The following is a 19920-nucleotide window of genomic DNA, read 5'->3' on the forward strand; positions in this document are numbered from 1 at the left end:
CTACATTTCTAGAATACACTCAATGACTCTTTCTTTTTGGCGTTACGCACATTTGGCTTTGGCCTTATTTTCTTCTATTTTTTTGCTTTTGGCTTCGGTAACAGGAATCATTCTGGCAGTCGATGCAGTTCAGGAAAAAACGCTTCCTTATAAAGCTGAAAATTTTAATAAAATAACTTTAGGCGAAACACTACCAATTTTAAAGAAAGCGTATCCAGAAATTACAGAATTGAGTGTAGATTACAATCAATTTGTAACACTTAAGGCTATTGATGAAGATGGAAATGACGTTAATGCTTACATTGATCCAAAAACTGGAAAAGCATTAGGAACTCCTATAAAAAAATCAGAATTCATTAAATGGATTACTAGTTTGCATCGTTCTCTGTTTCTTCATGAAGCAGGACGATTTTTTGTTGGCGTTATTTCTTTTTGCTTGTTATTAATATCAATTTCGGGTTTCGTGTTGGTTCTAAAAAGACAGCGCGGCATCCGAAATTTCTTTTCTAAAATTATTAAAGAATATTTTGCGCAATATTACCATGTTCTTTTAGGAAGATTAGCTTTAATTCCGATTTTGATTATTTCGCTTACAGGAGCTTATTTATCGTTGGAAAGATTCAACTTTTTTATGGGTGAAGAAAAAGCTAAACCTGTAAAAACAGAACTTTCAGCCAAAGCAAAAACAACTTCCATTTTCAAAACAACTTTATTATCAGATGTAAAAAAAATCGAATTTCCGTTTACAGATGATCCAGAAGAATATTATATAATTGAATTGAAAGATCGAGAAGTTGAAGTAAATCAAGTTACAGGAGCTGTAATTTCTGAAAAAAAATCTCCTATAACTGCACAATATGCAGCTTTGAGTCTTGATCTTCATACGGGAAGAATTAACGGAATCTGGGCTGTAATTTTGGCTATTGCGTGCCTTAATATTTTGTTCTTCATTTATTCTGGTTTTGCGATTACCTTGAAACGAAGATCAAGCCTGATTAAAAATAAATTTAAAGCAAACGAAAGTACTTTTATTCTTTTAGTAGGTTCTGAAAATGGAAGTTCTTTCCGATTTGCAAACGCAATTCTGAAGCAAATAATAGATCAAGGACATAAAGCTTTTATAACCGAATTGAATAAGTTTACCGCTTATCCAAAAGCAGAACATATTATCGTATTTTCTTCAACGCATGGTTTGGGAGATGCGCCTTCTAATGCTAACAAATTCAAAACATTATTAGAAAAACAAAATCAGGAGCAGAAAATCAATTTTTCTGTAGTTGGTTTTGGTTCTAAATCATATCCAGATTTCTGCGGATTTGCAATTGAAATTGATCAGCTTTTAGAAAATCAAAATTGGACGGAACGTTTTTTAGATCTACAAACTGTAAATGACAAATCGGCTGTAGAATTTGTTGAATGGGCAAAATTATGGAGTGCCAAAACAGGAATTCCATTAGCTACAACACCTTCTTTATACAATCACATTCCGAAAGGTTTGCAAAAATTAATGGTTTTAGATAAAACTCCAATTTCTGAGACCGAGCATACTTTTATTTTGACTTTGCGTCCGAACATGAGAACTAAATTCACTTCTGGTGATTTATTAGCAATTTATCCAGCTAATGATTCAAGAGAGCGTCTCTACTCAATTGGAAATCATTCTGGAAATATTCAATTAGTTGTAAAACTTCATCCAAACGGTTTAGGTTCCGGATATTTAAATGCTTTAGAACCTGGAAATGTTATAAAAGCTCAGATTGTTAAAAATCCTGCTTTCCATCTTCCGAAGAAAGCGCAAAAAGTAGCTTTTATTTCTAACGGAACAGGAATCGCTCCTTTCTTAGGAATGATTGAACAGAATAATACTAAAAAAGAACTGCATCTTTATAGCGGATTCAGAATGGAAACGCCAACGCTGATGGCTTATAAAAAGTTTGCAGGAATCATGATTCGGAAAGAACAACTTGATAATTTTCATGTTGCTTTATCTCGTGAAGCAGAACATATTTATGTAATGGATTTGATTAAAAGAGATTCTTCGTTTTTTGTTTATTTATTAAAAAGAGGTGGTGTTATCATGATTTGTGGTTCGCTTCAAATGCAAAAAGATGTTGAAGTAGTTTTGAATGAATTATGCACAGCAAACCAATTAAAAACGCTTTCAGAATATAAGGCCAATAATCAAATTTTAACCGACTGTTATTAGAAAACAATATGTCAATCAATTCTTGCTATCATAAAATTTTATTTCTATTTGTAATTACTTGCTGTTTTTCAGTGCATTCGCAAGTTTTAAGAAAAAGAACGACTTTGCTTATGGGTGGGCGTTTTGACATTAGTATTGTAGATAAAGATTCACTTTCGGCCGAACAAAACATTGATCTAGTTATTGGCGAAATTACCCGAATTGAAAATTTAATTTCTGATTGGAAACCCGATTCTCAAGTTTCCGAGGTTAATCAAAATGCAGGAATAAAACCCATTAAAGTAGATCGTGAAGTTTTCGAATTGACGCAAAGAGCGATTAAACTTTCTGAAATTACCAACGGCGGATTTGACATTAGTTTTGCAGCTTTAGATCGCATTTGGAAATTTGATGGCTCGATGACCGAAATGCCTTCAGCGGAAGCCATAAAAAAATCGGTTGAGAAAGTAGGTTATAAAAATATTATTTTAGACAGTACAGAATCGACTATTTTTCTAAAATTAAAAGGAATGAAAATTGGTTTCGGCGCTCTAGGCGAAGGTTATGCAACCGATAAATGTCGTAAAATGATGCTCGAAAAAGATGTTCAGGCTGGAATAATAAACGGTTCAGGCGATATGAGTACTTGGGGAAAACAACCGAACGGACATGATTGGAAAATTGGAATTACAAATCCGTTTAATCCTGAAAAATTGATTGGAACTGTTGCGCTTAAACAAGGCGCTGTTACGACTTCTGGCAGTTATGAAAAATTTGTTGTTTTTAATGGAAAACGCTATTCTCATATTATAAATCCCGCAACTGGCTATCCCGCAACTGGTTTATGTAGCGTAACTGTTTTTGGCCCAAACGCAGAAACCGCCAACGGTTTAAGCACTTCTATAATGGTTTTAGGCCAAATAGAAGGCCTTCTTTTACTTCAAAAATTTCCTGAATACAGCTGTCTTATGATTACTGATAAAGGGAAAGTTATCAAATCTAAAAACTTTGATTATAATTTGTAAATGGTTAATAGTTAATGGTTAATCGTAAATCATTAACAATTAGCAACTCACATTAAAAAAACATTAGAATCCACAAGGCAATTCTAATAATCTTCTAATTGTTTTATTAAGATTAAATTTTAATTATCATATAAGTTTGCAGTCCAATAAAACTGTAACATTGAAAAAAAATACGGCTGTGAAAACAGCACGTTAACCGCTCTCATTTTGAGATTTTTTTTTTTAAATTAAACATTCCGCTTCTGTCTTTAGTAAGCGGAATGTTTTTTAATTTATGTATTTAAAACATTTTAATCAATTGGTCATGATTAGAATTTTGAAGAAAATTCTTTTGCAAAATCTTCTAATTTGATTTTTCCTTGTACGTTTCCATCATTGTTTAAGAAATCGGCAGCGATAGTTTCGTTTCTTAATCCTGTTCCCATTTCGGTATATAAACCAGCCATTTCTTCAGGAACTCCAGCTTGTGTCATTCCGCCAAAATATTGTTCATCTGTAAACTCAATCCAAGGAAGTTCTGGTTTTCCAATAGCAGCTCCAAAAGTTTTTACAATTTCTGAAGGCGTTTTAACATCACTTACAATGTAACGAATGTTTTTGCCTTCTTGTGTTTTCTGCAATTCTTCTGCTGCGGCAAATGCAATATCTTCTGGATGCACTAACGGAATACGGTTTGACGCAGGGAAATTTGCTCCCATAATCCCCGCTCCTTTTATCATCGGAATATCATTAAAGAAATTAAAGTAGAAATATCCAGCTCTCAAAAATGTAATTGAAGTGTCCAGTTTCTCATAAATCTTTTCAATATTATACAAACCTGCAATTGGTCCGTTTCCTGTCGGTAAATCAGCTCCAATACTGCTTAACATTACTACTCTTTTAATGTTGGCTGTCTGGATTGCTTTTGCGAAAGCGTGACCCGCATCTGTAGTGTTTTTAATAATATTTACTCCACCCATATTTGGAGGTGTCATTGCAAAAAGAGCATCTGCACCTGATAAAGCTTTAGAAAGAAAATCAGCATCGCTAACTGATCCAATTGCTGCTTTTGCACCTAAATTTTCGATGGCGTCTTTTCGATCTGCATTACTGCTGATAACCGTTACATCGTGTCCCGATTTTACTAATTGTGCCGTCAACGGCTTTCCGATATTTCCTAACGAACCTGAGATTATAATTTTCATCTTAAAATGTTTTTTTATTTAACATTACAAAGGTATCTTTGTACTTACTTTTATACAAGTACTTACCCTAAAGTATGTATCATGACAGCAATTAAAGAATCTTCTACTATTCAGGAAAACAAGCAGTATGCGTTGGAAAAATGTCCTGTAACTTTTGTTATGGAAAAAATTGGAGGCTACTGGAAACCTATTATTTTATATCATTTATCGACTGGAGATAAACGTTACAGCGAATTGAAAAGAGCAATTCCGGCCGTAACAGAAAAAATGCTTATTCAGCATTTAAAGCAACTTGAGGCTGATGGTTTGGTTATTCGAGAGGCAAAACCTGTTGTTCCACCATTTGTTACTTATAAACTAAGTAATGCGGGAAATGGCCTTTTACCTGTTATTGATGCAATGGCTGCGTGGGCTTTTAAAGTAAAAGACGGCGTCTATACTATTTAATAGACACCGCCTTTCTTCAAGCAACAAAAAACTAATTAACTTAACTTATTTATATTGAATAACGCTTTTTAATTTTGTTTAATAAAAACCAAAGCTTCTTCGTAATTGGCAATTTGAGTTAGAGCATTGTAAATATATTTTGCAACCAAAGCTCCTCCATCTGAATTAATCAGATCAATATCGTCATCAGGCGTATGATATTGCGGATGTCCGCCTGTATGAAAACCTACGGCAGAAATCGATTCTTTATAAAAGGAAACATGATCAGAACCGCCAACGTCGCCTGCGTGTATAACGGGATTTAATCCGCTATTTTCTTGCAGTTTTTTCATTAATTCAACTCCGTTAGGAAAAGTTCCTGCGCCACCCATATAAAGTTCTTTTTTATCATTTAATCTTCCAACCATATCCATATTCAGCATTACTTTTACGTTTTCTTTTGGAATTGGCAAATGATTGATAAAGTATTTAGAACCAAGCAATCCTTCTTCTTCTCCGCTAAAAGAAATAAAAATGATGCTTCTTTTTGGTTTCACTTTTTCCTTTGAAATTTCTTCTAAAATGCACAATAATGCCGAAACGCCAGAAGCATTATCATCGGCTCCGTTGTGAATAGCAAAAGCTTCTTTCTTTTTACTTCCTGAATTGGGTCCGCCCCAGCCCCAGTGATCGTAATGTGCGCCAATGACAATGTATTCGTTTTTTAGATTCGGATCTGAACCTTCGATATAACCGAAAACATTTTGAGTTGCAACACTATCCGATTTCATTTTATTAATTCCTTCTTTCACAAAAAGTTTGAAAGGCTGATAATAGGAATTATTAAATTCTTTTAAACCGTATTTTTTAAAATACTTCTGAATGTATTCCGCAGCCTCGTTGTTTCCTTTTGTTCCTGGAAAACGCCCTTCTAATTTATCAGAAGATAAATATTTGTCGTGCTTATAAAAGGTTTTAGACATCTCCTTATTTTGAGCATTCGATTGAATACTAAAAAATAAAACAACTAGAAGAAAGTTTTTTAAAGTTTGCATATTTTGTTTTTTGCCGAAAATTATAGACTAAGTTCAAAAGAGGTATGTTTGATATATTTTCTATCATAAGTATATAAAACATGTATTTTTTTGTCTGTTGTCTGGATTATGGCTGGATAACTGAACTCTCCTTTTTCTTGTTTTTCAAGATCAAATAGTTTTTTCCAGTTCAAGCCATCATTAGAATATTCAACATCTAAAATGTTTCGTCCGTTAAACCAATCTTTTCCAATTGGCAGCGGATTATTTACCAATAAAAACATTTTATTGTTGACAGTTAAAACATCAATACCAGAATTTGAATTGACCACATTTATGGTATTCGTACGAATCCAACTTTTTCCATTATCCCCAGACCAGCTAGAAACTACTTTATTGTGTTTGCTTCGAGACAACATTTGGATATCAGTTGAACTATGAATTAAAAATGTCGGCTGAATTACATCTAAGTTTTGATTGTTTTCTACCGCAATTTTCTTCCAAGAATCTGTTGCTTCTGTATATTCTTCTACGTGTATGCGCCATTCGTCTGTGTTTACACTTTCTGTACTGCTTCCACATAAAATTACACCTGGAGTTGTTTCGATAGGTTTGTTACGAATTGGCCCTAAAATTCCGTCTGGAAGATATTTTTGTTCTCCCCAAGTTGTTCCATTGTCTTTTGATACAATCATAGCGCCAAACCATTCTCTAGGATTTTTGCCAATTTTATAAAATAAATATAAGTTCTGACTTTTGCTTTTAAAAAGAACAGGATTCCAACATGGAAGCGTATCTCCATTTTTAATCAAAGGCTGAATTAAATTTTTAGGCGAAGACCATTTTTTATCTTTATAAGCCGAAATATAAATTCCGACATCTTTTGCGCCTTCGTATTTTCCTCCAAACCAAGCAGCTAAAATCTCATTTGGTTTATATTCAACCAAAGTTGATGCGTGACTATTAGTCGTAACTGGAGGATCTGCAATATAACTGCTTTCAATATTTACTGCTTTTGTCTGTGCTTTTATTCCATTCGAAAAAAGAAGAATTGCTAGTACAGCTACTGCAGTATATTTTGTTTTTGATATCATTTTATTATTTTTTATTTTTTTTTAGATGAAAGAAGCAAAAAGAAAAACTTAGAAAGTAAAAATCTTGTCTCTTGCTTCTAAAACATCTTAAATCTAACTATTCTTCAAGCCTACTTTGTGTCCAGCAATTGCATAATATAAAATAAAGATGTAGCATGGAAGTAAAATCCAATACCCTTTTGTTGAAGCGCTTGCTGTAGCATTTACTTCGCTAATACCTTGTGCTATAAGATCTGCTTTTGTACCATCAACAAATTTTCCATACAGTGGCGGAATAACAGCTCCACCTGAAATTGCCATTACGAGAAGAGCCGCTCCAGTTTTTGTAAATTTTCCAAGTCCATTTAGCGTAAGTGGCCAAACTGCTGGCCAAACCAAAGCATTTGCGATTCCTAAACCAGCAACAAATAAAACAGATGTAAATCCAGTTGAAAATACGATACAGAAAGACAAAATAATTCCTAAAACTGCACTAACTCTTAAAGCTAAAGCTTGTGTAATGTATTTCGGAATTAAAAATGCTCCCAAAGCGTAAGTTGCAACCATTGCCAATAGAGTAAATGTGGTGAAAAATTTAGCATCAGCAGCAGGAAATCCTAAAGCGATTCCGTAAGCGATAATGGTGTCACCAGCAATTACTTCTACTCCAACGTACATAAACAACGTTAATACTCCAAGCCAAAGATGCGGAAACTGAAAAATACTCGTTTTTGCTGTTTGTCCTTCTTTTGCTTCTTCAATTGGTGCCGCTTCTACATTTGGAAGCGGTGCTTTACGAATTAATATTCCCAAAATAAACAAAACGACAGCCATAGAAATATAAGGTACTACTACGCTGTCTGCCATATTATTCAGTAAAATATTCTTTTCAAAAACACTAACTTTACTTAGTTTTTCCTGAATTTCATCGATTCCAGATAATAAAATTGATCCGAAAATAAGTGAACCTAAAGCTCCTGCAATTTTATTACAAATTCCCATAATAGAAATTCGTTTTGCAGCACTTTCAATTGGTCCTAAAATAGTAATATATGGATTTGAAGCGGTTTGCAATAAAGTCATTCCAGCTCCTTGAATAAAAATTCCAGTTAAGAACATCCAATACGTTCTAGCTTCGGCAGCGGGAATAAAAATTAAAGCTCCAAGTCCCATGATGAATAATCCTAGAGACATTCCTTTTTTATAGCCAATTTTAGCCAAAATATAAGATGCGGGAAGCGCCATAACCACAAACGAAATATAAGATGCCGAAGCAACTAATAGTGATTGTGCAGAGGTCAATTCGTTAATGGTTTTCATAAACGGAATCAAAGCGCCATTGATCCAGGTTACGAATCCAAAAATGAAAAATAGACTTGCAATTATTAATATTGGTACTAAGGTTGGTTTGGTTTGTGAGGAGTTAGTGGTATTTGCGTTAACCATTCTTTATTTTATTTAATGTTTTGTGGTTTCGATGATTTATTGAATTGGAGAAAATCATCATTTAGTTAAAAGAGCATAATGTTGTCAGAAACACTGACATTGTAATAAAACAAAAGGAGAGTTACCTCTCCTTTTGCGTTTTAAGTAAGGATTGTGTCGATCATTACTCACCAAATTAATTATTTTGTGTCCCACCAAAGTCTAGTTCCACCTGAATCTGGACCTCCTAATTTAGAAATTCCGTCTTCAACAGCTTCTTTGTTTGCTGAGTACTCGTTTGTAGTGTAAATAATTCTTTTCATCAAAGATTTACCAACTCCAGCATCTGGATTATCAGTATTTAAAACTGGATAGATTACTTTAGCATCACTTCTACGTAAATCTGCCCAAGCTTCCCAAGATTCTGGGAAAATTGCTAAGTATTTTTGAACTGCGATTTGAGTTCTTTGATCTGCAGTAGATGCAGACCATGCAACTGGCAATTTAACAGGGATATCTCTTAAATCTAAAGTTGGATATAATGTTAAAATGTTTGGTAATGTTGGTAATGTCGCACCATTGATATATGCATTAACCGTGGCTGCATCTGTTATGTTCCATTGCGCAAGAGATAATCTAATACCTGTTTCATACAAAGTTTTAGCATCTCCGCCCATATTCCATCCATTTAAAGCTCCTTCTGCTCTGCTTAAATAGTTTTCAGAAGCCATAAAAATTTCAATATTTTTAGATTCGCTAAGGTTATTAGCTGCGCCATTTCCTAAAACTTCATTATTAAAAGCAGAGAATTTAGTAGTTCCAAATTGATCTTCTAAACCTCCAACAGGATTTCCTCTATAAACTCCAGTATCGATTGGGGCAAACCATTTTGATAAACGTGGATCATTGTATCCTACTAAGATACTTTCCATAGAAGCTGTCATTACATAACCCCAACTATTAACAATCATGTTTAAGTTGTTTGGAGTAATGTTACTTGCTTTAAAAAACGCACTTTGATCATTTGTTTGCATAACTCCTGCAGCAACAGCAGCTTCTGCTTGAGTTTTTGCTTTAGCAGCATCTTTATCAGAAATTCTTAAAGCTAAACGTAATCTCATACTATTTCCAAAGATTCTCCATTTATCAACACTTCCAGCATAAACTCTATCATTTGGAGAAAGAGATGCAACTGTTGTTGCTGAAGTAGAAGACAATGTAGCATTTGCTTCGTCTAATAATTTAAAGAAATCTTCATAGATAGATTCTACACTGTCGTAAGGAACTTTATCTTTACCATTACCTGCTTCAGTGTAAGGGATTGGTCCATAAGCATCAACCATTTGGTTGTACATGAAAACTTTCCAGATTTTTAAAACTGCTAATGCTTCAGCATTTCCTTCAGAAGCTTTAATAGCATTTGCTAAAGCTGGCGCAGCAACTGTATAAAATCTTGTCCATCCTCTACCTTCGTATCCGTTAACGAACGCATTTCTTTCAGTTCCATATCCACAGTTTAAGTAGTGAATAAAAGTTGAAGACAAAATACCTGTTGCAATACCCCAAGTACCTTGATCATCTACACCTGGAGACGAATAAGAACCGTTGTGGATACCTGCATAAAGCGCAGATGCAAATGCTGGTCCTGCAAGGGTTGGATCTAATTGACTCTCAGTAAGAGAATTTGGATCTGTATTTATTTCGTCGAAATCTTTTGTACAACTAGAAAAAGTAGATAGCATTGCTAGAGCAACTCCTAGTGTTTTTATTTTAAAACTATATTTCATGATATCTCTTTTTTTAATTAAAATCCGAATTTAACATTAACTCCATAATCTCTTGTTGAAGGAATGTTGAAAGATTCTATCCCTTGTAAGTTTCCTGTACCTGCTCCAGCTTCTGGGTCAAAATACTTCGCTTTGTTTAAGAAGAAGAATAAGTTTCTACCAACTAATGAGAAGTCAATACTGCTAAATCCTGAGTTACCTAATAAACGTTTTGGCATTGAGTAACCAAATACAAGCTCTCTTAATCTGATGTTTGTTGCATCGTATACAAATGGTTCTGCAATTGGAGTTCTTTGACCGATTGCTGTCCAGTATTGCTCTGCATTAATACTTGTTGTGTTTTGAGTGTAAGTTCCGTTTCCGTTATCAACAACACCATCAACAATGATTCCACCATTTCTTCCAGCTAATGTAATATCACTTACCCCTAAACCAGCTTGTCTAGCTTGAGTATATGAAATAACTTCACCACCAATTCTGAAATCAACAAGGAAGCTTAAAGAGAAATCTTTATACTTGAAGTTGTTTTTGAAACCTGCAGTCCAATCTGGGTTAAAGTTACCTGCACGAACATCAAAACCATTTGTAGCTAAAGGAATACCAGCGCTGTTCACTAAAATTTGTCCAGCATCATTTCTTTGGAAACCTTTAATGTATAAATCACCATACTCACCACCTTGAACAACTTTACTTCTAACTAAACGTCCTTCACCAATTACTAATTCATCTCTTCCTTCAAAGATAGATTTTACTTTTGATTTATAAGAAGCATAGTTTGCTGTAATATCCCAAGTAAAGTTTTGTGTTTGAATTGGAGTTGCAGTAAGCGTGAACTCCATACCTTTATTTTCAATATCTCCACCGTTTACGATAGCTCTAGAATATCCAGAAGATTCAGGAGTGTTGATGTAGAAAATTTGGTTGTTAGTTAGCGTTTTAAAGTATGTGAAATCTAAACCTAAACGGTTGTTGAAAAATCTAACATCAGCACCAAACTCAGAAGAAGAAGAAATCTCTGGTTTCAAGTTTGGATTAGCTTTTGTACTTTGTCCGTATAACATACCACCGTTACCTCCGATGTATGAGAATCTTTGTTGTGTTTGATAAGGATCAGTATCGTTACCAACTTGTGCATAAGAAGCTCTTAATTTTGCAAAACTAATTGCTTCGGGTAATGTTACCATATCAGAGATAACTGCTGAAAGTCCGAAAGATGGGTAGAAATAGTCATTTGGTAAAGTAGAAGACCAGTCATTTCTAGCTGTTAAATCTAAGAATAAGTAGTTTCTGAAACCAATTTGTCCAAATCCGTAAACAGAGTTAATTCTTTTTTCTGAAGCTGTAGAAGTAGATTGAACTGTCGCTACGTTAGATAATGCGAAGAAGTTTCTTTTACTTAAAACACCACCAGAAGTTAAAGATGAACTATTTTGTTGTAATGAACTCACACCTCCATTAAGACCAATAGAGAAATCTCCAAATTTTTCGCTGTACGCAAGTAAAGCATCTACGTTTAACTCACTTACTGTTTCGTAAGATTCGCTGTAAGATCCCATATTACTATTAAATGCATTAGTAGCATATCTGTTTCTTACGTTTTTGTTAGTCATTTGGTCTAAACCAACTCTACCTTGCAAGCTTAAAGTTTTTGTAAACTCATATTTAAGAGAAGCTAAACCAATAAATCTATTTCTTTTATCTGTACGAGCATCATCTCTTAAGGCAGACCAAAATGGGTTTCCTCCTGGAGATCCAGTTTCATCAACGAAATAGTTTACTTGTCTTTGTCCTGCAGCATCGATATATTCGAAATCTTTGTAATCGTTATAAGCGATACTACGAGGTAATAAATAAGCAGATGTTCCGATAGACTCTTCACCAGTTCTTAATAAGTTATCGATATCTTGAACGATGTAGTTTGTTTTAGCATCTAAAGTTAATTTATCCGAAATTTTGCTAGTTAATCTTAAGTTAAGATTGTGTCTGTCCATTTGGTTTCCTCCAACTATACCTTCAGCACGTGTGTTAGTATAAGAGAAATAACCTTGTGCTTTTTCGTTACCAGCTGTAACAGTTAAAGTGTTTGCTAAGTTATAACCTGTTTTGTAGAAATCAATAACGTTGTTTGGTTGTGGAGAATAGCTTTGTGTAGCTGGTCCAGCATAATTTGGGTTACGAACTAGCTGCCATGCTGACACTTGGCTTCCGTCTAATTTTCCTCCCCAGCTAGATGTTGAATTTGCAACATAAACACCATTTGTACCTTGACCATACTCGTTTTGTAAGTTCATCAAATTATAAGCAGAAGAAGCCATGAAATTAGATGATAACGAAACTGAAGTTTTTCCTGCTTTACCAGATTTAGTTGTAATAACGATTACACCATTTGATGCTCTAGATCCATAAAGAGCTGCTGCAGATGGTCCTTTAAGAACAGTCATCGACGCAATGTCTTCTGGGTTGATGTTAGAGATACCATCAGGTTGTGTAGTTCCTCCTGTATCAATATCAGGATTAGTTGTTGTTGTTCCGTTACTAATTGGCACACCATCTACAACATAAAGAGGTTGGTTGTTTCCATTAAGAGATCTGTTACCTCTTAAAGTAATTCTAGAAGAAGATCCAACACCATTAGAAGTAGTAGAGAAGTTAAGACCCGCAACTTTACCAGAAAGAGAGTTGGCAACGTTTAATGATCTTGCTTCAGAAAGTTCGTCTACTGAAACGTTTTGTGCAGAATAAGTAATAGCTTTTTTCTCTCTCTTAATACCAAGAGCAGTAACTACTACCTCTCCTAACTGCTGCGTGTCTGCACCTAAAGATACGTTAATTGTAGTTTGTGATCCAACAGCAACTTCTTTTGTAGCAGATCCCACATAAGTGAAAACCAAAACTGCTGATTGACCTGGAACGTTAATGCTGTATTTACCATCAAAATCTGATGAAGCACTCGTTTTAGTTCCTTTAACAATAATATTTGCTCCAGGAATCGGAATTCCGCTAACAGCATCTGTTATCGTTCCTTTTACTGTAGTCTGTGCTTGTAGGCTTTGAAACCCAAAAAGGCAGATGACCAACAGTAATTTTAGTACGTTTTTAATCATATTAGTTGTTTTTTTAGAGTTAATAACATGTTAAATTTAAGAATACAATTTGTTAACGAATCATTATTTCGACAAATGACAATTTTCAAAAGGTGTTGGTGAAAGTTTCGCCAATTATTGAAAGAAAACGTTTTCATTTGTAATCAAACTCTGCCTTATTTTAAAGGCCAAAATCTATTAATCTAATAGATTTTGGCCTTTTTTAATTGTATTCTTTTTTTTAACTAAAAAACGTTCAAAATTATTCTGTGTTTAACGTTTTTTAGTTAGAAACCTTGAATGTCGTTTTTTGCAAATCAGTAGAGTTCCCACCCACCATAACTTCGAAGTCTCCAGGCTCGACAACATACTTCATCTCCCTATTATAAAGGCCTAGCTCATCCTTAGTAAGTGTAAATTCAACATTTTTAGTTTCACCTTTTTTGATATTTAATCTTTTGAAACCTCTTAAAGTTTTTTCAGGAGTCGTAACAGAACTGTAAACATCATTTATATATAATTGTACAACTTCATCTCCATCAAGATTTCCAACGTTTTTCACATCAACAGAAACTTTAAGTTCTCCGTTTGGTTTAATTTCTTTTGAACTAATCTTTAAATTTGAATATTCAAACTTCGTATAACTTAATCCGTAACCGAATGTATATAAAGGATGTTCGCTTTCTGCTACATATTTATGAATCGCAGATGGCTTTTGGTTATAATATATAGGTAACTGTCCTACTGATTTTGGAACTGTAATTGGCAATCTTCCTCCTGGATTGTAATCTCCAAATAAAACGTCAGCTACTGCTCTACCTCCTAATTCTCCAGGAAACCATCCTTCTAAAACTGCAGGAATATTTTCAGCAATCCAGTTTGTAGAAAGCGGACGACCGTTCAATAACACACAAACAACAGGAGTACCAGTTTTTTGAATTTCTTCGATTAATTGTTGTTGAATTCCAAATAAGTCTAAAGAAGCCACATCTCTATTTTCTTCAACCAATTCGTTTGATTCTCCTAAAACTACAATTGCAACATCTGCTTTTTTAGCTGCATCGATTGCCGGCTGTAAGTTTACTTTTTCTAAATTCCAACGGAAATGAGCTCTGGCTCCCCAGCCTCCTTCCCACATTTCAATGCGGACTTTGTATTTTTTACCTTTTTCGATGTTTTTTGGAACCGTCACCATACTTGTCGCCCCTTTTGTCCAGTTGTCAATTACCAATTGGTCATCGATATACATTCTGATTCCGTCATCTGAACTTAAACCTAACCAGCCATCAAGTGCTTGATCTGATTTTAAGAATCCTGTCCATCTGATAGAAAAATCATCTACGTTAACACCATCTCCAGGCGCCCAAGGCCAATCAAACTCTAACTGACTGTCAATACGAGTTAATGCTGGAGTTCCCTCTAAATTTCTGTTATTGAAATATTCTCCTTTTAATCCGTTTTGAGATTCGTCTGGAGTAAATAAATATTTAGATGGAATAATTTGTCCTTTTACGATTAACGGAACCCCTTCTTCATAAACCACATTAGCTGTTTTGCCAACCAATTCTTTAACGCCTTCATAAACTGTCATTCCGACACTGTTTTTTGGAGCATAACCTCCCAACCTTGAAGCATTTGCATTTGGTCCGATAACCGCAATATTTTTCAAGTTTTTGCTTAAAGGCAAAATATTATTGTCATTTTTCAATAAAACCATCGATTTTTGAGCCGCTTCTAAAGCAACAGCTTGATTTTCTGGAGTATGAAAACGCTCTTTAATTAGATTTTTATCTGTGTACGGATTTTCAAATAATCCTAATAAGAATTTCAAACGCAAAACTGCTCCCGCTGCACGGTCAATGTTTTCCATTGTCAATTTCTTTTCATTTACCAATTCAATAACAGTGTTTTGCCAGAATTCGTTTGAAAAATCATAGAATTGCATATCAACACCAGCTGAAACCGCTTCTCTAATGGCATCTTTTGGCGAATCAGCAACTTTGTGAGTTGTCTGAATATATTTAATTGCACCTAAATCTGAAACTACCAATCCTTTAAAACCCCATTCGTTTCTCAAAACATCAGTTAATAACCAATGATTTGCTGCACATGGAATTCCGTCTAATTCAGAATATGCACACATAGTTCCTAAAGCACCACCTTTTGTAAATGCTTTTTGGAAAGAAGGCAAATGATCTTCTCTTGCAGAACGTTCTCCAACCAAAATAGGAGAAGAATTTCCTCCCGCTTGCGGAATACCGTGAACGGCAAAGTGTTTTGGTTCTGCAATAATAGAGCGATCCGATTTTAAATCGTCTCCTTGCATTCCTTTAATGAAAGCCAAACCAATTTCGCTATTCAAAAAAGCATCTTCACCAAAAGTTTCAGCAACACGTCCCCATCTTGGCTCGCGTCCTAAATCTAAGTTTGGTCCAAAACCAAAGTGAACTCCATGTGCTCTGGCTTCCATACCAATTACTTTTCCAACTTTATCCATCGTCGCAACATCCCAAGTTGCTCCAAGACCAATGTTCATCGGAAATGCTGTACTTCCTTCATCTAAATATCCGTGAAGCATTTCACACATAATAAGCGCTGGAATTCCCCAGCGGTTTCCTTTTATTACATTGGTTTGCAAATCATTAATCATTTTCGCCGAACGCGGATAAAGATCATGAATCGCTCCAATTCCTAATTTTCCAATTTTTTCTGCCGATTTAGATTTTGCAAAATCTTCTTTATCTTTAAAAAAATCTCCTCTATACATATCCATCTGACGTACTTTTTCTTCAAGTGTCATATGGCTTAACAAGTCTTTTACTCTGTCTTCAACAGGCGCTTTCGCATCTTGATACAGATACTTTTTCTGGGCGTAAGTTTGGTTTAAAAAACCAACAGCCATTACAAAAATAATGGCCGTTTTCTTCATTCTTAATTGTAACATAGTTGTGTGTGTTTAGTTTTGAATCACTTTAAGCTTTGTTCCATTCACAAAATCATCGTGCGAAATAAAGAAGCTGTTAAGTGTTTTTCCGTTTAGCTCAATCGAATTGATTTTCCCACCATTATTGATTTGTCTTTCAATTACAATGCTTTCTTTTTTATAATATCTTGGGTCTAATTTAATCGTCACTCTATGAAACATTGGCGCTGTAATAGTGTAAATTGGATCTCCCGGCGATATTGGATAAATTCCCATCATCGAATACACTAACCAAGCCGACATTGTTCCTGTATCGTCATTACCTGGTAATCCTTTTGGTTCATTTTTGAAATATTCGTGAACCAATTTCTTTACCATGTCCTGAGCTTTGTATTCTTCGCCTTTCACATAATTAAACAAATACGGATTGGCAATATCTGGCTCATTTGCCATATCAAATTGTTTGGTATCGAAGATTTTCTGCAATTGAGCCGAAAACGCTTGATCACCTCCCATTAATTTCTTCAATCCGATAATGTCGTGAGGAACCATAAAAGCGTATTGCCACGCATTTCCTTCGATAAAACCAACGTTCTCTTCAAAATTAGCTCCAGAAGCAGGATCAAATGGCTCGTACCATTTTCCGTCTGGCGTTCTTGGGCGAAGCAGATTTAAGTTTTTATCAAATAGTTTTCTGTAGGATAATGAACGTTCTTTAAAACGTTTTACATTGTCTTTGTCACCGAATTCGTTGGCCATAAGCGAAATAGAATAATCTGAAATATTGTATTCCTGAGTTGTTGAAACTGGGCCTTTGTTATCGGTTGTCAAATATCCTTTTTTGATATAATCTTTCAATCCAGGACGAAGCGGATTATTTTCAATATTATCTGCGCCTTTCAACATCGCATAATAGGCTTTATTAACATCATAATCACGAATTCCTCTCATATAAGTATCTGTAATTACGATACTTGCAGGGTCTCCAACCATAGTAAAAGTTTCAGTCGAATTTAGCTCCCATTTTGGTAACCAGCCGTTTTCATCGAACATATCCAACATACTTTTCACCATATCAGATTGCTGTTTCGGATACACCAAAGACATCAATGGATGTACATTTCGGTAAGTATCCCATAAAGAAAATACGGTATAACGGGTGTCATCGGTTTTAGCAATTTTACTTCTTTTGATTACGGGATATTGTCCGTTAATATCATTTAAAGTATTTGGATGAATTAAAGTGTGATACAAAGCTGTGTAGAAAATCGTGTTTTCATCTTTTGTACCACCTTCAACCAAAATTTTAGACAATTCTTCGTTCCATTCATTGTAGGTTTCTTTGTAAATTGCATCAAAAGATCTGTTACCAACCTCTTTTGCTAAATTTTCACGCGCATTTTCGATACTTACGTACGAAATTCCAATCTTCACTTCAACCGTTTCTTGTTTATCGAATTTATAGGTAAAATAACTTCCAATACTATCCCCTACAACAGTTTTGATTGTATTATCCATCATTCTGGCTTTTCCATTGTAGCCCATCCATTGTGCTTCTACACCGTTGTATTTTGCAGTTTTTTTCCAAACTCCAAATTTATAGGCAGGTTTAGAAAATTGAGCCACAAAATAAACTGGATAAGCATCTTCTGGACTATTGTAACAGAATGATCCAACAGAACGCATTCCTTCAATTTCTGTAGAAGAAACGACTTTTATCATTGCGCCTTCTTCGTTTGTTAATCCTAAACCAAGATTTAGCAAAATATTAGATTGCCCTTTCGGGAAAGTGAATCTGCTAACTCCCACTCGTTTTGAAGCAGTAAATTCGCCTTTTACTTTATACTTATCGATGTTTACGCTGTAATATGCTGCTTTGGCAACTTCATTAGAATAAGTCGAACCATATTTTAAATGATCGATTTCTACATTTCCAGTTGTCGGCATTAATAAAATAACGCCTAATTCTGGACAGCCGACTCCGCTTAAATTCACTTGGCTAAAACCTGTCAAAAACGTATTTTCATTTACATACGGATTAGAAAGCCATTGACTATCTTTTTCCATTGGAGTGTTTTTCACTCCAGCCACATTAAACGGACTAATACTTGCCATACCACGTGGTGCTATTGGTCCCGGATAAGCAGCGCCATAATTGGAAGTACCTATAAACGGATTAACAAAATCTGCAGGTTCTTGTGCAAAAATAGTGATGCTAAAAAACAGCATGTATAAAATACATGCTGTCTTCATTTTATTTTTAATATTTAAAAGCATAGGCTTCATTCTTATCTGTTTATAGCTTCGATTTTTAAAGTCCAAGCTTCTTTTGCAGGAAGATTATTTCTTAAGCTTTCTGGAATAATTACTTTAAATCCGTTTCCTTCTTTTGTCCATTTTAAAGAAGTTTTAGAACCTAGCATTGTGATTTTTGTTCCTTTTTTAGGACTGATAGATTTTACTGCAACTTCAGCAGGAATTTTATCTTCTCCTTCTTTAGCTAAATAAAATGCAAATACATTTCCTGCTTTGTTTTGTGTAAAACAGATGTTTTCTTCCTTGTAAGGTTCGATTGGTTTTGTGTTGTAAATCGCTGTGCTGTTTACTTTCATCCAATCTCCGTAAGCTTGCAATAAATCGTAAGCACCTTTATCCCATTCTCCTTCAGGACTTGGAGCAACGTTTAATAATAAGTTTCCGCCTTTCGCAACAATATCAATCAATAAATGAATCCCTTGACGTCCACTCATGTATTGAGCACCCGGAGAATAAGACCATCCACCGCCTGCAGGGATACAAGATTCCCAAGGATAAGGCAATGTTTTAGCAGGAACACGTCCTTCTGGAGTTAAGTAGTTTTGGTTTTTACCGTGAACTGCTCTATCAACCACAATTAAACCTGGTTGTTTTTGACGCGCTTTAACAACCAATTCATCCATTTTAGGATCTTGATCAACTACTCTATGTTTGATGAAACCGTTTTTAGATTCGTTTTCAGTAAATTTCTCATCGTAGTTTTCTTTGATGTTCACTTGGTCTCTTTTTCTTACCCATCCTCCATCTAACCATAAAATATCAACTTTACCGTAGTTAGAAAGAATTTCTAAGATTTGGTTGTGAGTGAAATCAACATATTTCTGCCATTTTTCAGGATATAATGACGGATCATAGTTTACGTTTCTATCGAAAGGAGGAAAATAAGGATCCCAATAGTTTTCGTTATGCCAGTCTGGTTTAGAGAAATAAGCTCCAGTTGAAATACCTTCGCCTCTAAAAGAGTTGAAAATTTCTTTTAAAACATCTGCTTTTGGATTTGTATGAAAAGGAACATCTTTACTAGTAATCTTGTAATCAGAATATTTCGTATCATACATATTGAAACCGTCATGGTGTTTGGTGGTAAAAACCATGTATTTCATTCCCGCATATTTAGCGGCTTTAGCCCATTTTGCAGGATCAAATTTTACAGGATTAAAAGTTTTTCTTAAACCTTCGTAATCTTTGATATAATCATTATAATTAGATGGATTACTTCCTTTTTTACGTTCACACCATCCGTAATCTTCAGGGCAGATAGACCAAGATTCTACAATACCCCACTGGCTGTAAGTTCCCCAGTGCATTAGCAAACCAAATTTTTTGCCTTGCCATTCGTCTAAGTTTTTTAAAACTAACGGATCTGTTTCTGGTACGTATCTTTCATCTTCATAAATCGCCTGAGCGAATATCTGAGCTGAAAATAAAAGGGCGATTATGAATATTCCTTTTTTCATCT

At 34.7% G+C, this 19920-nt stretch carries 12 protein-coding genes; 3 read left to right on the forward strand and 9 right to left on the reverse strand.

Going from position 1 to position 19920, the window contains the following annotated elements; genetic code table 11:
• Positions 1–22: 22 nt before the first annotated feature.
• Both OD917_RS05750 and OD917_RS05755 read left to right on the forward strand, forming a co-directional pair.
• Positions 23–2206: a PepSY domain-containing protein gene (locus OD917_RS05750; protein WP_263522595.1), complete on the forward strand. Its 2184-nt coding sequence runs from the start codon at positions 23–25 to the stop codon at positions 2204–2206.
• 8 nt (positions 2207–2214) lie between these two features.
• Positions 2215–3210, forward strand: a complete 996-nt coding sequence (locus OD917_RS05755; RefSeq protein ID WP_263522596.1) for an FAD:protein FMN transferase — start codon at positions 2215–2217, stop codon at positions 3208–3210.
• A gap of 308 nt (positions 3211–3518) precedes the next feature.
• Here OD917_RS05755 and OD917_RS05760 read toward each other — a convergent pair whose 3' ends face one another.
• The gene (locus OD917_RS05760; protein WP_263522597.1) at positions 3519–4394 is read right to left on the reverse strand and encodes an NAD(P)H-binding protein; all 876 of its coding nucleotides are present in this window, start codon (positions 4392–4394) and stop codon (positions 3519–3521) included.
• 81 nt (positions 4395–4475) lie between these two features.
• On the opposite strand from OD917_RS05760, the gene OD917_RS05765 reads away from it, so the two are divergent.
• Positions 4476–4841 (forward strand): winged helix-turn-helix transcriptional regulator, encoded by a 366-nt coding sequence (locus OD917_RS05765; protein WP_263522598.1) that lies wholly within the window; start codon positions 4476–4478, stop codon positions 4839–4841.
• Positions 4842–4909: 68 nt separating this feature from the next.
• Here the strand turns inward: OD917_RS05765 and OD917_RS05770 are convergent, their stop codons facing one another.
• The 8 genes from OD917_RS05770 to OD917_RS05805 all read right to left on the reverse strand — a co-directional run bounded on the left by OD917_RS05770 (position 4910) and on the right by OD917_RS05805 (position 19918).
• The gene (locus tag OD917_RS05770) at positions 4910–5803 is read right to left on the reverse strand and encodes a M20/M25/M40 family metallo-hydrolase (protein WP_263522599.1); all 894 of its coding nucleotides are present in this window, start codon (positions 5801–5803) and stop codon (positions 4910–4912) included.
• 92 nt (positions 5804–5895) lie between these two features.
• A complete protein-coding gene (locus OD917_RS05775) occupies positions 5896–6948 on the reverse strand; it encodes a sialidase family protein (protein ID WP_263522600.1) in 1053 nt (350 codons plus the stop codon).
• Positions 6949–7041: 93 nt separating this feature from the next.
• Positions 7042–8373, reverse strand: coding sequence for a sugar MFS transporter (locus OD917_RS05780; RefSeq protein ID WP_263522601.1), 1332 nt, complete (start codon positions 8371–8373; stop codon positions 7042–7044).
• 179 nt (positions 8374–8552) lie between these two features.
• Complete coding sequence (locus OD917_RS05785) at positions 8553–10139, reverse strand: SusD/RagB family nutrient-binding outer membrane lipoprotein (RefSeq protein ID WP_263522602.1); 1587 nt, start codon at positions 10137–10139, stop codon at positions 8553–8555.
• 17 nt (positions 10140–10156) lie between these two features.
• Entirely contained in the window at positions 10157–13243 is a 3087-nt protein-coding gene (locus tag OD917_RS05790; RefSeq protein WP_263522603.1) for a SusC/RagA family TonB-linked outer membrane protein, read from the reverse strand.
• Between the two features lie 262 nt (positions 13244–13505).
• Positions 13506–16166: a glycoside hydrolase family 3 protein gene (locus tag OD917_RS05795; RefSeq protein WP_263522604.1), complete on the reverse strand. Its 2661-nt coding sequence runs from the start codon at positions 16164–16166 to the stop codon at positions 13506–13508.
• Between the two features lie 12 nt (positions 16167–16178).
• Positions 16179–18398, reverse strand: coding sequence for a GH92 family glycosyl hydrolase (locus OD917_RS05800; protein ID WP_411970320.1), 2220 nt, complete (start codon positions 18396–18398; stop codon positions 16179–16181).
• Positions 18399–18433: 35 nt separating this feature from the next.
• Complete coding sequence (locus tag OD917_RS05805) at positions 18434–19918, reverse strand: alpha-L-fucosidase (protein ID WP_263522605.1); 1485 nt, start codon at positions 19916–19918, stop codon at positions 18434–18436.
• Between the last annotated feature and the right edge of the window lie 2 nt (positions 19919–19920).

Origin of the sequence: Flavobacterium sp. SH_e (genome assembly GCF_025717045.1) — a bacterium.
Classification (GTDB): domain Bacteria; phylum Bacteroidota; class Bacteroidia; order Flavobacteriales; family Flavobacteriaceae; genus Flavobacterium.

What these genes read in the sequence shown, in the direction of transcription:
- OD917_RS05780 (WP_263522601.1), bottom strand. Translation starts at nt 8,373, where the DNA reads ATGGTTAACGCAAATACCACTAACTCCTCACAAACCAAACCAACCTTA.
- OD917_RS05805 (WP_263522605.1), bottom strand. Translation starts at nt 19,918, where the DNA reads ATGAAAAAAGGAATATTCATAATCGCCCTTTTATTTTCAGCTCAGATA.
- OD917_RS05775 (WP_263522600.1), bottom strand. Translation starts at nt 6,948, where the DNA reads ATGATATCAAAAACAAAATATACTGCAGTAGCTGTACTAGCAATTCTT.
- OD917_RS05800 (WP_411970320.1), bottom strand. Translation starts at nt 18,398, where the DNA reads ATGAAGACAGCATGTATTTTATACATGCTGTTTTTTAGCATCACTATT.
- OD917_RS05790 (WP_263522603.1), bottom strand. Translation starts at nt 13,243, where the DNA reads ATGATTAAAAACGTACTAAAATTACTGTTGGTCATCTGCCTTTTTGGG.
- OD917_RS05795 (WP_263522604.1), bottom strand. Translation starts at nt 16,166, where the DNA reads ATGTTACAATTAAGAATGAAGAAAACGGCCATTATTTTTGTAATGGCT.
- OD917_RS05750 (WP_263522595.1), top strand. Translation starts at nt 23, where the DNA reads ATGACTCTTTCTTTTTGGCGTTACGCACATTTGGCTTTGGCCTTATTT.
- OD917_RS05785 (WP_263522602.1), bottom strand. Translation starts at nt 10,139, where the DNA reads ATGAAATATAGTTTTAAAATAAAAACACTAGGAGTTGCTCTAGCAATG.
- OD917_RS05760 (WP_263522597.1), bottom strand. Translation starts at nt 4,394, where the DNA reads ATGAAAATTATAATCTCAGGTTCGTTAGGAAATATCGGAAAGCCGTTG.
- OD917_RS05770 (WP_263522599.1), bottom strand. Translation starts at nt 5,803, where the DNA reads ATGTCTAAAACCTTTTATAAGCACGACAAATATTTATCTTCTGATAAA.
- OD917_RS05765 (WP_263522598.1), top strand. Translation starts at nt 4,476, where the DNA reads ATGACAGCAATTAAAGAATCTTCTACTATTCAGGAAAACAAGCAGTAT.
- OD917_RS05755 (WP_263522596.1), top strand. Translation starts at nt 2,215, where the DNA reads ATGTCAATCAATTCTTGCTATCATAAAATTTTATTTCTATTTGTAATT.